This window comes from Anaerococcus vaginimassiliensis (genome assembly GCF_900626155.1).
In the GTDB taxonomy this organism is placed as follows: domain Bacteria; phylum Bacillota; class Clostridia; order Tissierellales; family Peptoniphilaceae; genus Anaerococcus; species Anaerococcus vaginimassiliensis.
The window spans coordinates 200536-214273 of the sequence record NZ_LR130844.1; the positions used below are offsets into that span (position 1 = coordinate 200536).

Here is a 13738-nt window from a genome sequence, read left to right on the forward strand (position 1 = left end):
ACACGTTTTAATTGTTTTTGTCAACATTTTTTTAAATTTTTACGTGTTTATTGGACTATATACACTTATTAATTGTTGTTATATACCTATTTTAATTGTAGAATACAAGTAAAAGGAGTAATAATAATGGAGATAAAAGATAAACTACGACAATTAAGAAAAGACAATGGATATAATCAAGAAGATGTTGCCTTTAAGCTTGATATGTCCACTAGTGCATATGGTTATTATGAACAAGGAAAAACAACACCACCACTAAATAAACTTAAAAGATTAGCTGAGATATACAAAATATCGATTAGTGAACTTACAGGAGAGCCTAAAGATAAGATAGAGGTTGTAGGGCGATCTCAAAACATGCATACCTATCCTTATTTCGATAGCTACGCTGCAGCAGGGAATCCAATCACTATTGATGGTATAAATAACGCCCCAAGGATACATGTAGCTGATGAACTCCTAGGGCAATATGCGGGAAATGAAAAACTTGTATTTTTAAAAGTAAGTGGCGAATCTATGAATAAGATAATTCCTGATGGTTCTACTATTGGTATTTTAGAATATGATAGCGTTCACGACCTAAAAGATGGTGATATTGTTGTTTATGCTACAAAAGATGAAGAATACGCAGTGAAGTTCTTTTACAGAAACGGCGATAAAATTATTTTCAAACCCTTTTCTACATATAGTTATTACTACGATAAGATATTCGATATAGATGATAATATTAAAATAATTGGAAAAGTAGTGGTTTATTCTGTGATGATATAATGTTGAAAATTATTAATTAAAAAATTTAGAGGAGGAAATAGTGGAAATTTTTATTTTAATATTAATTATTTTATGTATATATAGAGCTATCTCAAATAAGAAAGAATTAATACAAAGCGGCTTTAAGAGTTATAAAAATTTAGAGGCTAAGAAAAGTGAACTAGAAAAAGAATTAAGAGAGTTAGAAGATACATATAAAATTAATAAAAAAGATTATCTGAAATTTAAAGAAGAAACAAAAATGCAGGTAATAAAAGAAAAATCAGAAGAAATTAACGAGCAAATAAAATTATTATCTGAAAAAGAGACTTCTTTATCCAATAAGGTTTTTGATCTAGAAAATAAATTCAAAAAACTTAATGCAATTGATTTCGGTGTAGTACCAACAGATTTTGAATTTGAAAAATCAGAAACCTACAAAGAAAAATTAAAAAATATCAAGCTAAAAGAATCAGAATTACTCAGAAAAATAAAAAGCAACAAATCCACTGAAGTTACAATAAATTTAGATAAGCTAAATAGATTACTTTACAATGCTTTCAATACTTTCTGCGATTACAACCTCAGTAGACTAACTTTTAAATCATACCCTACTAGGCAAAATCAAATACACACAAATTACAATAAGTTAAATAGGCTGGTTAAAGGCGTAACATCTATTGATGAAAAATTACTTGATTTAAAACTTGAAGAGTTAGAATCTTCTTATGCGTACTACAAGCTAAAAGAAGAAGAAAAAGAAGCACTCAGAATCCAAAGAGAAGAAGAAGCAGAAAATAAAAGAGCTCAAAAAGAGTTGGAAAGAAAGCAAGCTAAACTATATAAAGAAATAGAAGCTTTAAATATTGCTAAAGATAAAGTTAATGATAAATTACTAGCTGCGAAAGATGATGAAATTGAAGCTTTAAGATTAGAGCTACAAAAACTAGAAAAAGAAATAAGCGGTCTCCAAGATGAAAAAACTGATATAGATTATCGAGTGGAAAATACTGGAGCTGGTTATGTATATATAATTTCAAATATCGGGTCTTTTGGTGAAGAAGTTTATAAGATTGGAGTTACAAGAAGGTTAGACCCTTACCAAAGGATACAAGAACTATCTTCTGCCTCAGTGCCTTTCAAATTTGATGTACATGCAATGATTTTCTCTTACCAAGCTTATCAGCTAGAAACAGAATTACACAGATACTTTGATAGCAAGCGACTAAATAAAGTTAATAACAGAAAAGAATTTTTCAATATCAAATTAGAAGATATTAAAAAGGTATTAGACCTTCATAAAGAGCTCACATTCGACTTCAATCCTGATTTTGAAGCAGAAGAGTATTGGGCAACTTTGAAAATGATTGAATCTGACGAAGAAAAAGAAACAAATTAAAAATAGCACCAGGCGACAAATCCTGGTGCTTTAAAAAACCTGCGGACTAGACAATTAATGATTATATATTTGCCCCATCCTCTTTAAATGTACCGTAAAAAAGAAAGGAGTCAAGATGGCAAGAAAAAGAAGAAAGCTCCCCAATGGCACGGGTAGTATAGAAAGGGTTAAGCTCACACCCCAAGGCAAAACTAGAGTCAATCAGTATAGGGCAAGACTACCTAAAGCTAAAGGAAGAAAGGATATAGGCTTCTATAAGACCTATAATGATGCTCTAGAAGCTTTGATAAATTATCAAGAGCCTAAGCCTCTAATTACATTTGAAGAGCTATACGATAGATATAAGGCGACTAACTCATATAAAAAGCTAAGTGATAAGACACAAAGAAGATATGAAACATCATTCCAAAGATTTGAAGAAGTTCATAGTATGAGTATACATGATATAAAGTATTCTGATTTACAAGATGTACTGGATCAGATGGAGCTAGAAGGATACGACAAGACTTTAGAAAGCGGAGAGATTAAGCACATGGAGTATAGTAAGTCATCTATAGAAAGACTTAAACACCTAGTATCTAAAGTGTATACTATAGCAATAAAAAATGACATGATCCAGCTAGACTTATCAAAGTATCTTGAAGTTGGAGGTGTAGGTATAAGAAGAAAGAAAGAAATCTTTACAAGAGAAGATATAGAAAAGCTATACTCATCTATCCCCCACAATCTTAATGCTATGCACGTGCTTAATTTAATCTTTACAGGTATGAGGACAGGAGAATATCTAAACTTAAAGACTGAAAATATAAACCTAGACACAAATCAAATTCTAGACTTTGGAGAAAAAACAGAAGCAGGTAGGACTAGAAAAATGTATATACACCCTAAGGTAAAAGATATCATGGCATACCTAGTAGACCAAAGTAAGCTCGGATATATAATAGAAGCTAAAAAAGAAGATGGCGGAGTCTACAGACCAAGTGATACAACTTTTTATAAAAGCATATATTATCCAGCACTTAAAAATGCAAGAGTAAATAAAAAGATCCCTTATAGTTGTAGATATACTTTTGCAACTATCGCCCACTACTCAGGAATTAGTGATAAAGCTTTACAAAAACTTATGGGACACACTAACTTTAACATTACCGCCAATTCTTATATACAAGATTTAGACGACTATATTTGGAAGGAATTTTCTAAGATAAAATGACAGTTACCCACAAATTACCCACACACAAAAAAAGAAGCGTTGATTTCTCAACACTTCTTAATGTTTGTTGGTGCGGGATAAAGGAGTTGAACCTTCACGGGAAATTCCCACTAGATCCTAAGTCTAGCGCGTCTGCCAATTCCGCCAATCCCGCATATGGGGTGAGTAGTGAGATTCGAACTCACGGCCTCCTGGGCCACAACCAGGTGTCTTAACCAACTGGACCATACCCACCAAGCCATCACTATTTCATAATACCATTTACAAAACAGCTTGTCAAGTTTTTTTAACAATTATTTTCATAATATCTTTGTTTAATTGTTACATCTCTCTCTCAACAATAAATATAATACCACGTTTTTTATTTTTGCGCAAGTATTTTTTAAAATTTTATTTTTTTCTTAGATGTAGTAGAATATGAAAAAGAGGTGAATTATGAAAGGTAGAAAAACAATACTTAAAATTTTTGCAATTGTTATTGCAATTTCAATGGTAGCTCCTATTATCTATAGTGCCTACAATTCTATTGCCGGTCTATGATTGTAAAGGAGATTGAATATTCTGATAAGTACAACTTGTGTAGGATAAATATATCTGGAGAGATTTTTTATATTTCTTATGACTTGTTTAATGATTTGAAGATTTCCAAGGATGATGAGATAGATTTTGACACTTATAAGTTGATCCTGGATGAGAATTCATATAACAGAGCAAAAAACTATACTCTGTCCAGAATATCTTATGCGAACAAGACTACATTTGAAGTAAGAAAAATCTTAAAGGACAAGGGCTACGATTCTGATATTATTGATAGGGTCCTAGATTTTCTAGTTAGCTATCAATTGATTGATGATAATGAGTTTGTCAGAGCCTATATTTCTGATAAGTCTTCTATTAGCGGATGGCCAAAGAATAAGATTAAGTACAAGCTAAGGCTTAAGGGTATTCCTGATTATATGATTGAAGATAATCTAGATATAATTGACGATGATGTGGAATATGAAAAGGCGATGTATTTTGCAAAGTTAAAGGCTCGTGATGATTTTTCTTTTCAAAATAAGAACAAGGTCTACAGACATCTTGCTTCCAAAGGATTTGACTATGATATTATTGGAAGGGTCATAGGTGATTTGTTCTCGTGAGTCATTTTGTTTATATTCTAAGGTGTAAGGATAATTCCTTGTATACAGGCTATACTACAGATGTTAAGAGAAGATTAAAAGTCCACAATTCTGGCAAGGGAGCCAAGTACACTAGAGGAAGAAGACCTGTTAAATTAGTTTATTATAAGGAAGTTTCTTCTATGTCAGAAGGACTCAAATTAGAGAGTGTTATCAAAAAACTCAGTAAAGAGAAAAAAGAGGATTTAGTCTCAGACTTTGATTTAAGAAAGTAAATTTCTTTTATCAAGGTCTTTTCTTAGACTATCTCCTCTTCTTTTTATGGTTAGTTCAAAAAGCCCCATCGCTGTAAATCCAAATATTTCAGCTTCAAGATTCATTTCTTCTATCTTTTTTCTAAAGCTTTCTTCGACTATTTCTCTGTTTTTATTTCTTAGAAAATCTATCACAACCATCCCACCAATATTTCTTAATTTAAGGTTATAGACTATAAAATCTATTAGGTCTAGATTTATATTTTCCAAGAATTTATCTTTATTATTTTTTGATTTTTTACTATCAGTATTTACATCAATCACCGTCAGAGTTTCTAATTCATCGATAATTAGAGAGTATTCCTTGTATGATGGTCTCCTATCTTTTATAAAGTTAAGACAATCTTTAAACTCGGATAGGTTATTAATATTTCCTTCTCTTATTTCGATTTGTCCTTGCTTTTCTAAATAATTTTTAAGATATGAATTCTCGTACAAGAGCTTAGGTGTAGGATAGAACTTCTCTTCCCTAATGAGCCTTTCTTTTTCTTCTACTAATTCATTAAATAAGTCGTCGTTTCTTTTCTTATCTTTTTTCTTGGTTGGTTTTTTTCCTAGGGGAAATCTTTTTACATAATAGCTATCATTTTCAAGCTTAAAGTTAAGAGATCCTAGGGCTAATTTGCCATTAGCAGGATCTCTTACATATTGGACTATAACATTATCACCAATCTTGTAGCTTACAGGACTTGTCATATAGAGGCTCTCACCTTCGTCATATTCGATGAAATAAGCATTAAGGGCATCTATTTTATTAGTCACCTTTCCCCTATAGATGTTTCCTATAAGAGAATCATAAAATTTTACTTCTACGATTCTCCCATCTTCAATTTTAGCTACAAGCTTTTTTTCTTTGTCTATAAATATAAAGTCTGTCATTTGCTAAACTTCATCTTTAGTTTTTCAAAGAAAGATAGGTTTGGAACTACTACATAGTTATCATTTAATAGGTTGTCTATGATTTTGTCGAAGCCGTCTCCAAGCTTTACTTCGCCTAGGAAGTTTTTTCCTATAGATTCTATTTTTTCTTTGAATAATCTTACATCAAAGTCAGCACCAACACCATTTAGGAAGAAATCATCTTCCTTGATAGTAGCTGGAATCTTATTTTCTTCTACTATAAATACTGATTTCTTATCTTGTATCAAATCTAAATCTAGCTTATCAAAAACTACATATTTATAATCGCCCTCTTTAGTTAATTTTTCTATATCTTCTTTTTTGATGTCGTGTTTGTCTGAAACGAGAGGCGCAATTATAAAGTTTAGCTTGTCATCTTCTTTTACACAGACATCGTCAAAGCTTGCTAAATCTGTGAAATAATCTGCCAAATCATAGGTAATCATCCCATCTTTGCCATAAAAATCTTCTATGTTTGATTCGCTTCTTTTGCTAGATACAAGGAGAGTTTTTCCTTTTTCTTTGAGCCTATTAGCTAGACATGTAGAAAACTTCGCCCTATCTTTATCTACACTTGAGTTTATTACATATACTTTCATATATTAATTTCCTTCGTTTGTTTCTTCAGTTTCTTCTAGGTTATCCTCATCATCGACAACAGGTGTTAGTGAATCTTGACTTCTTCCGTATTCTGCATTGTTAAAATCATCTGTTGATTGATTTGTATCGGATGAATCAACCTTTAGATCAAAATATTTTGCAATAATATCTCTCATGATTGGAGAAGCATTATAACTTTTGTCTCCTTGGGTTATGATAACTGAAACGGCTATTTCCGGATCATCATAAGGAGCAAATCCAATCATCCAAGCATATGGTTCGTAATCAGATCCATCTTCATTTTCTCCTTCAACCTCCGCTGTACCAGTTTTTACTCCTATATCAATTGGTAGTTTGCTAAGGGTAAAGTTATCTTTTGCAACAAGCATAGTTCCGTATTTGATATCTTCGAGATATTTAGGATCTTTTATGTCGATTTTGCTTGATTCTGGAACATTTTGGAATAAAACTTCCTTAGAATCGTGGTTAGCAATCTTATCAATCAAGGTGAATTTGTTTAGATACCCACCATTACTTATAGCTGACACTACTCTATTCATCTGAAGTGGTGTATAGGAATTTTGACCTTGACCTATGACGATGTTTAACATATCTGTTATATCCCAGTTTGCTTGGTTCAGGTAGGTAAACTTGATTGTATCGGCAAGCCCTGCTATTTGTCCATCATATATGCCTTCTGCTTCATAGCCTCTTTCATCTAAGAAGTCTATTATTTTATCTCTAGTCCAAGCTTCTGGGTCATCAGCAAAATAAACAATATCTTCTATATCTTTTTTAAATTCATCTTTAGGCTTTTTGACTCCATCTTTGATAAAAGTAGCCAAGTTATTTTCCAGATATTTTCTAAGGATTGACTTAGTTACTTCTATTTTCTTTCCTATAGATGGAATATTTCCGTTAGCTTCTTGAGGAATATTGATCTCTATACCTGTAGTTTGATCGAGTCCTAGTTTTTCTGCAGCTACTCTTATATCATTTAGTTCTAGTTTTACCCCTAGAGTATCACCGTCTTTTGGGCTTTTTCCTAGAGCAAGTGTATAGAAATAATAGTTACATGAATCTCTCAATGCTCCATATAGGTTTTCTTCACCATGAGTATTGCCTGTTTCTGTCCAGATTAGGCAAGAAAATCTTCTATTTCCTATATCCATAAATCCATAACAATAATTTATAGAAAGTGGATCTAGTCCTTTTTCCAAAGCTGCAAGGCTTGATACTACCTTGAAGGTAGAACCCGGCATTACTGCTGTTTGACTTGCGATGTTTAACATAGGTCTTGGAACAAGTGGCCCTGCTCCTTCCTCAACTTGTAGGGATTCCCAATCGGAAGATGAAATTCCTGTTGAGAAAATATTTGGATCATATTGAGGATAGGATGCCATTGCTAGGACTTCTCCTGTTTTGACATTTGTAACTACAACTGCGCCACTTTCTGCATATGGAGCAGGTCTAATCGGAGTAAATGTTCCATACTCAGATTCATACGGAACCCCGCTCCTTATAGCTGCCAAGACTTCCTCTAGAGATTTTTCTGCCATCTCTTGGAGGTCTTTGTCTATAGTTAGGTAAACATCATCACCTGGTTCTGATGTAGATTGGGATATGGTCTGCTTTCTGTTACCATTAGAATCAACTGTAACTAGAGATCTACCATTTTTACCCTTTAGGTTATCTTCGTAGGATTCTTCAATACCCGTTTTTCCTATGACCTCATCTCTTAGATATCCTCTCTCATTTACATATTTGTCTAGCTCATCACCGGTTGCAATTGGCCCCATATATCCCAAGACATGACTTGCCAAATACCTATTTGGATAATGTCTAATTGGAATAGTATCAACTACAATACCTGCTGACCTGTCGATTTTTTCTTCGATTTTTAAAACTGTAGATTCGTCGATATTGTAGACAATATTTATAGGTCTATATCCGTAGTTACCTTGCATATTTAATTTATTGTCAATTGTTAGAATACCAATCGCTTCGTGGTCGCTATATTTTTCTATATTATTTACTTTTTTAAGATAGGCTACGATTTTACTAGCATCTTCTTCCTTTGATAAAAGGTCTACTATATCGTCTGTCTTGTTGGCCTTGTCTTTTTGAGCATAATAAGTGTAGAAATCTTTCTCATCTTTGACAAAGGTATACATCCATTTATTAGGATCTTCGTCAGTTATATCTATATTTGGATATATATTATTTTTGGTGTTGGCATCTTGTGCCATATATTTTATTTCTTCTGATAAAATAAGTTTCTTTAAAAGTCCCTTTTCATCAGCTAAATCTGCTAGAGCTTTTACAGGACTACCTGCTTGAGGATTTTTGTACCTAATTTCAACTGAATAATTGTTTGCGTCATCTGTTTTTTCTGTTACAACTTCTGTTTCAAAGTTAGCATATATTCCCATATTTTCAAGTTGTTCTATAAGGATATTGGCTGGAATAATATACTCACCATTATCATCTACACTTGCTTCTGTAAGTACATCTTCTATAGTTGAGTTTTTAACTATCTCAAAGAAGTCATCACTTGCTTTTGATTCTTTAGTTATATTTTCAAAAAGTTTGTGTAGTTTTGCCTTCTTTTCTAAGAAATCTTCGTCAGATTTTACAGCAAAATCTTTTATGGTTAGATCCTCTGTTAGGCCGTATTCTTCCAAGATATCATAGGCTAATTTTCTTGCGTGAGAGTTTTGAAGGATTGATGAAATAACTGATCTATCATTTCCAATCTCTTCTACTATAACATCTACTGGATCTGAGTTTACACTTTTTCCTATTGATTTTAGTTTCTCACCAGCATTTTTCTTAAAGCTTATGGAAAGCTCACCATCTTCTTGGCTTATATGGCAAGGAATATCTATTCCTCTCTTCTTTAGAGCAAGGAGAGCTGTATTTGCAGTTTCGTAATTAATATTATCTTTACTATAGGTTGAAACTATAAGATCTCTAACTAGGTCATTGTCGATTAGTAAATCAACTACATGATCCATTGGCATCTTTTTACTAGCAAAATAAGTTTTCTCATCCTTATATTCAAATGAATTAAGCTTTATATTATAATCTTCGGTGTAATTTACACCATCTTCTTCTAGTATATCTACTAGTTTGGAAATATTTGCTATCTTTTTCTCATCATCTAGACTTGTTAGTTGATCTTTGTAAAGTTGAACAGCAAAAGAAGGAATAGATGTGGCTAGCACTTTCCCATTCCTATCATATATGTTTCCACGACTAGCAATTTCGTCGACTTCCTTAACTTTTCTATTATCTGATAGGTCCCTGTAATAGTCACCTTGCACTAGCATTAGTTTGGCAAGTCTTATCCCTATTGCAAGAAAAAGAATTACAACTATAACTTGGACGGCAATCAGTCTTTTTTCTTTTATTCTTCTCAAATGAATCACCCTTATATTCTGTAAGTAGGAATGTACATGATTTTCTCTACTATTTTCTTATATATCATATATACTAGTCCGTTTAGGATAGCTTCTACTAATAGTCCCAAAGGTAGGTAGGCTAAAATACTTGCCTGAGATTTTCCTAGGATAAAATATAGTAAGGAAACTAGAATAAAGTTAAATAAACTAGCTACTATTGTTGTTATAGCACCGCTAAGTTTATCTTTAGGTAGTTTCAATGAACCTACCACATAACCTATCAAATAATATGATAAGGCTCTAACTCCTATAAAACTTGTTAACAAGAAATCTTCCACTAGACCTACTATCAGTCCACTGTATCCGCCCTTCTTTGCACCAAGGTATTGGCCAATAGCGACAATTGCAGGTATTAGGATATTTACATTCGCTCCTAGGATATCAATTTTTGAAAATACTGAAGTTTGCAAGATAAATGATATCAAAAGCAAGATAAAAGTTTTAAATTTATTCATCTATTTCTCCTTGGTAATTTTCATTTTCTACAACTTCGTCGACATTATATTGGTCTGTCTTTTTTAGAATCAAAACCCTGTACAAGTGAGAGAAATCTACTGGTGAGTTTAGAGTTATATTTTTCTTTAGGGCATCTTGGCTCATAGTCACATTTGATACTGTTCCTATGTATATGCCCTCAGGATAAACTCCACCAAGTCCACTTGTCAAAAGGACATCTTTAGCTTCTACCTCACTGTCTACATCTAACATGTATCCTTGGATAGTCTTTTGAGTAAACCTATCTATAACACCGTAATCACCACTTTTGGAGTTTACAAATGAAACATCATTGGATTTAGAATTTATAGTTTCTACTCTGGCTGTTGTTTGATAAACTTCAGTTACTTTTCCAACAAGACCTGTATAATAATTTGAATCTCCTACAGCTTGGAGGATTATGTCGTTAACTTCAATCCCATCATTCTTACCCTTATCTATAGTGAAATTTTGAGTCATAGAATTGGAATCTGTATTTACAACATTTGCCTTCATATACTCGTTCTCACTTGATTCTAGGGCGTTTTTTTCACTTTCCAGAAAATCTTTTTGAGCTATAATTTTATTTAGCTTAGCATTTTCAATCTCCAAAGCCTTGTTCTCTTCTTCTAGCTTTTCTACAGCAGCTCTTGTTTCTTTAGATCCAAAAGATCTTTCTACTTGCTCTTTGATGGCAGATGAAACAGAGTATGTTACTTTTTCTACTGGAGAAAAAACTGTGTTAGCTATGTCAGATCCCTTCTCATTTAATTGTTTTGTCTGAGAGGATATAGCTATAGTTATCAAAAGAATAGAAACTGTTGCTATAAATCCTTTGTTGTTTTTTTTCTTTCTTCTATATGCCATACTAACCTACTTACGATACTTTACAAATCTATCTGGATCATCTAGGATAATACCTGCACCCTTTATTGCATCGGCAATTGGATCTTCAGATAAACTAACAGCAAGGCCTAATCTTTCAGCTATGTATTCTTTGATTCCCTTTAGATTAGCTAGTCCACCTGTTAGATATATTCCGTTTTTTCTAATATCTGAACTAATTTCAGGAGGAGTCTTTTCCATTACTTCATAAACCATATCCACCACCATATTACTATAAGGCATAATACAATCTATCAAGTTCTCACTTGATACGCTCACTGTTTTTGGCATAGCTGTTTCCAAATCCCTACCATCAACTTTCATTGATAGTTTTTTATCTTTTACTTTCAAGCTTACAATGGTATTTTTAACTTCTTCAGCTGTATTTTTACCAATTTCTAATGATAATTTTTCTCTAAAATAAGTAACAATCTCATCATCTATAAAATCTCCGCCCTTGTTTATAGACTTATTTGTTATGACTCCATTTAGTGATATGACAGATGCTTCGCTTACTCCGCCACCTAGGTTTAAGATAAGATTTCCTATTGGCTCATCTGGGTTTAAATCCATGCCATATGCTGCAGCTAAAGATTCATCTACTAATATTACATCCCTACTTCCAGCATGAAGGGCAGCATCTTCTACGGCTCTTGCTTGGATATCAGTTATGCCAGATGGAACACAGATAACAACTTTTGGTTGAAGTATAGAAAATCCACTGTTGATTTTCTTAAAGAAATAGTCTAACATAGCCTCTGTTAGGTTAAAGTCTGTAATCACACCATTTTCAATAGGTTTAACTATATGAATATTTTCATGGGTTTTGCCTAACATTTGTTTAGCTTCGTCACCAATAGCTAAAACTTTTGTATTATTTTCGTCCAAAAGCAGAAAAGATGGTTCCTTACAAATAAGGCCCTCACCTTTTTTATATAACAATATATTGCTTGTTCCAAGATCTATTGCAAAATCAGAAGCAATAATTCTAAAATTCATAATTTATACCTCTTAAATATTTCCTTCTTTTTTAAAACTATAAAAATCATCCCTACCTATAATTATATGGTCTAATACTCCTATATCTAGGATATCTCCAGCTTCTTTTAACCTTTTCGTAATGTGATAATCCTCCATGGAAGGGGCTGGGTTGCCGCTTGGATGATTATGGATTAATATAACAGACTTGGCTGATTTTTTGATAGCTGGCTTAAAAACTTCCCTAGGATTAACTATGGTTGAGGATAAATCTCCAACAGAAATTGTATCTGTTGATATTATAACATTTTTGCAATCCAAAAGAATTATTACAAAATGTTCTTTCTTCTTAAATCTTAGCGAATCTTTCATGTAATCGTAGACATCGATACTTGAAGTTATCGTCTTTATTTTTCTCTTGATAACTTTATCATTTATCCTCTTTCCAAGCTGAAGGGAGGCGACAATCTTAGTCGCCTTTGCAGCTTTTATCCCTTCTATCTTAACTAATTCATCAACTTCTATCTCTAAAAGCTCTTCATAGCTAAAGGTATCTAGAATCTCCTTGGAAAGTTCAATCACATTCTTTTTCTTACTGCCAGTAGAAATAATGACAGCCAAAAGCTCCTCATCTGACAAAGATTCGTAGCCTTCTCTTATCATCTTCTCTCTTGGCCTATCAGAAATATCTAAGTCCTTAATTTTCTTTGTTTCCATAATATTTACTTATCCCAATTTTTTCCATGTGTTTAATAATATAGTTAGAACTTAAACCTACAAAAAAACCACTAAAGGTTCCTATAAATACTAGGAGAGGAAAATAGTAATACATCTTTATATTTCCCATAACAAAGGCTGCAACTAAGATTTGACCAAAGTTATGGAAAAATGCCCCTATCTCACTTACTCCTATAAAGGAAAGGCTTTTATCTAAAAACTTTAAGCTTATATGCATAGAAATTGTGGCAAGAATTGCTCCCATCGCTGAAAAGAAAAATGAAGTTACCATGCCAGTTGCAAGAACTAGCAAAAATGACTTCAAAATTCCAATCGCAAGACCCGCCTTTAATCCATAAAAATACAAGCTAACTAACAATACTATATTAGAAAGTCCAAGTTTTGCACCTGGAATTGGAATAGGTAAGGGGATATAATGCTCTATCAAAGAAATGGCAAGTGCCATAGCTGTTAATAAAGCAAGATTTGTAATTTTTCTTACATTTGTTTTCATCTGATCACCTTATCTATGTTATCTTCTCTACTATCCGCTCCATCACTAGAATAAACCTCAAGGAATAGTCTATTTGGCAGACAAATTATAGTTTCACCTACATCGTGGATTGGTGACATATGAGTACAAATTTGATCTTGGCAATCAGCATCTGAAACATATGCTTTCCCATCCTTTATTTTAACTATGTTATAGTGACCTCCATAAGAAATCTTAAATTCTTGGTCCTTATCCAAAGGCACTTCCTTAATAATTTTAGAATCCTGCTCTATTCTTAGGATATTTCCTCTATTTTGGGAGGTTATCTTAGAAATGATAAAAGAAAAAGCTAGGGAAAAAATTAATAAGAATCCTATAACAAATATATCACCTTTTTTAATTTTCATTTTACACCTCACTCTTTAGTCTA

14 protein-coding genes and 2 tRNA genes are annotated in these 13738 nt (G+C 32.6%); 5 read left to right on the top strand and 11 right to left on the bottom strand.

All coding sequences use genetic code 11. The annotated features are described in order from the left end of the window. Positions 1-126 precede the first annotated feature (126 nt). The 3 genes from E0D87_RS01135 to E0D87_RS01145 all read left to right on the top strand — a co-directional run bounded on the left by E0D87_RS01135 (position 127) and on the right by E0D87_RS01145 (position 3362). A complete protein-coding gene (locus E0D87_RS01135; RefSeq protein WP_130819029.1) occupies positions 127-771 on the top strand; it encodes a LexA family protein in 645 nt (214 codons plus the stop codon). Positions 772-811: 40 nt separating this feature from the next. Beyond that, positions 812-2149: an SNIPE associated domain-containing protein gene (locus E0D87_RS01140; protein WP_130819030.1), complete on the top strand. Its 1338-nt coding sequence runs from the start codon at positions 812-814 to the stop codon at positions 2147-2149. A 115-nt stretch (positions 2150-2264) separates the two neighbouring features. After that, the gene (locus E0D87_RS01145) at positions 2265-3362 is read left to right on the top strand and encodes a tyrosine-type recombinase/integrase (RefSeq protein ID WP_130819031.1); all 1098 of its coding nucleotides are present in this window, start codon (positions 2265-2267) and stop codon (positions 3360-3362) included. 68 nt (positions 3363-3430) lie between these two features. Here the strand turns inward: E0D87_RS01145 and E0D87_RS01150 are convergent. Both E0D87_RS01150 and E0D87_RS01155 read right to left on the bottom strand, forming a co-directional pair. Continuing rightward, positions 3431-3516 (bottom strand) — tRNA-Leu (locus E0D87_RS01150). 3 nt (positions 3517-3519) lie between these two features. Then, positions 3520-3596 (bottom strand) — tRNA-His (locus E0D87_RS01155). 302 nt (positions 3597-3898) lie between these two features. Between E0D87_RS01155 and E0D87_RS01160 the strand changes: the two genes are divergently transcribed. Both E0D87_RS01160 and E0D87_RS01165 read left to right on the top strand, forming a co-directional pair. After that, on the top strand, positions 3899-4504 hold the full coding sequence (locus E0D87_RS01160; protein WP_130819032.1) for a regulatory protein RecX: 606 nt from the start codon (positions 3899-3901) through the stop codon (positions 4502-4504). Further along, positions 4501-4758, top strand: a complete 258-nt coding sequence (locus tag E0D87_RS01165; RefSeq protein WP_130819033.1) for a GIY-YIG nuclease family protein — start codon at positions 4501-4503, stop codon at positions 4756-4758. Before E0D87_RS01160 ends, E0D87_RS01165 begins: the two co-directional genes overlap by 4 nt. Here E0D87_RS01165 and E0D87_RS01170 read toward each other — a convergent pair. Genes E0D87_RS01170 through E0D87_RS01210 form a run of 9 tightly spaced genes read right to left on the bottom strand, consistent with a single transcriptional unit; the run spans position 4747 to position 13715 of the window. Next, complete coding sequence (locus E0D87_RS01170) at positions 4747-5676, bottom strand: ribonuclease E/G (protein WP_130819034.1); 930 nt, start codon at positions 5674-5676, stop codon at positions 4747-4749. The two genes, E0D87_RS01165 and E0D87_RS01170, sit on opposite strands and share 12 nt — an antisense overlap. Then, positions 5673-6296: a hypothetical protein gene (locus E0D87_RS01175; protein ID WP_130819035.1), complete on the bottom strand. Its 624-nt coding sequence runs from the start codon at positions 6294-6296 to the stop codon at positions 5673-5675. Before E0D87_RS01175 ends, E0D87_RS01170 begins: the two co-directional genes overlap by 4 nt. 3 nt (positions 6297-6299) lie before the next feature. Then, positions 6300-9719, bottom strand: a complete 3420-nt coding sequence (locus E0D87_RS01180; protein ID WP_130819036.1) for a penicillin-binding transpeptidase domain-containing protein — start codon at positions 9717-9719, stop codon at positions 6300-6302. A gap of 11 nt (positions 9720-9730) precedes the next feature. Next, entirely contained in the window at positions 9731-10216 is a 486-nt protein-coding gene (gene mreD, locus E0D87_RS01185) for a rod shape-determining protein MreD (RefSeq protein ID WP_130819037.1), read from the bottom strand. Further along, on the bottom strand, positions 10209-11102 hold the full coding sequence (gene mreC / locus E0D87_RS01190; protein ID WP_130819038.1) for a rod shape-determining protein MreC: 894 nt from the start codon (positions 11100-11102) through the stop codon (positions 10209-10211). Before mreC ends, mreD begins: the two co-directional genes overlap by 8 nt. Positions 11103-11108: 6 nt before the next feature. Next, complete coding sequence (gene mreB / locus E0D87_RS01195) at positions 11109-12119, bottom strand: rod shape-determining protein (RefSeq protein WP_130819039.1); 1011 nt, start codon at positions 12117-12119, stop codon at positions 11109-11111. Positions 12120-12131: 12 nt separating this feature from the next. After that, entirely contained in the window at positions 12132-12815 is a 684-nt protein-coding gene (radC, locus tag E0D87_RS01200) for a RadC family protein (RefSeq protein ID WP_130819040.1), read from the bottom strand. Beyond that, complete coding sequence (locus tag E0D87_RS01205; RefSeq protein ID WP_130819041.1) at positions 12796-13329, bottom strand: Gx transporter family protein; 534 nt, start codon at positions 13327-13329, stop codon at positions 12796-12798. Before E0D87_RS01205 ends, radC begins: the two co-directional genes overlap by 20 nt. After that, positions 13326-13715 carry a NusG domain II-containing protein gene (locus E0D87_RS01210; RefSeq protein ID WP_130819042.1) on the bottom strand — a complete coding sequence of 130 codons (390 nt, stop codon included), beginning with the start codon at positions 13713-13715 and terminating at the stop codon, positions 13326-13328. Before E0D87_RS01210 ends, E0D87_RS01205 begins: the two co-directional genes overlap by 4 nt. Between the last annotated feature and the right edge of the window lie 23 nt (positions 13716-13738).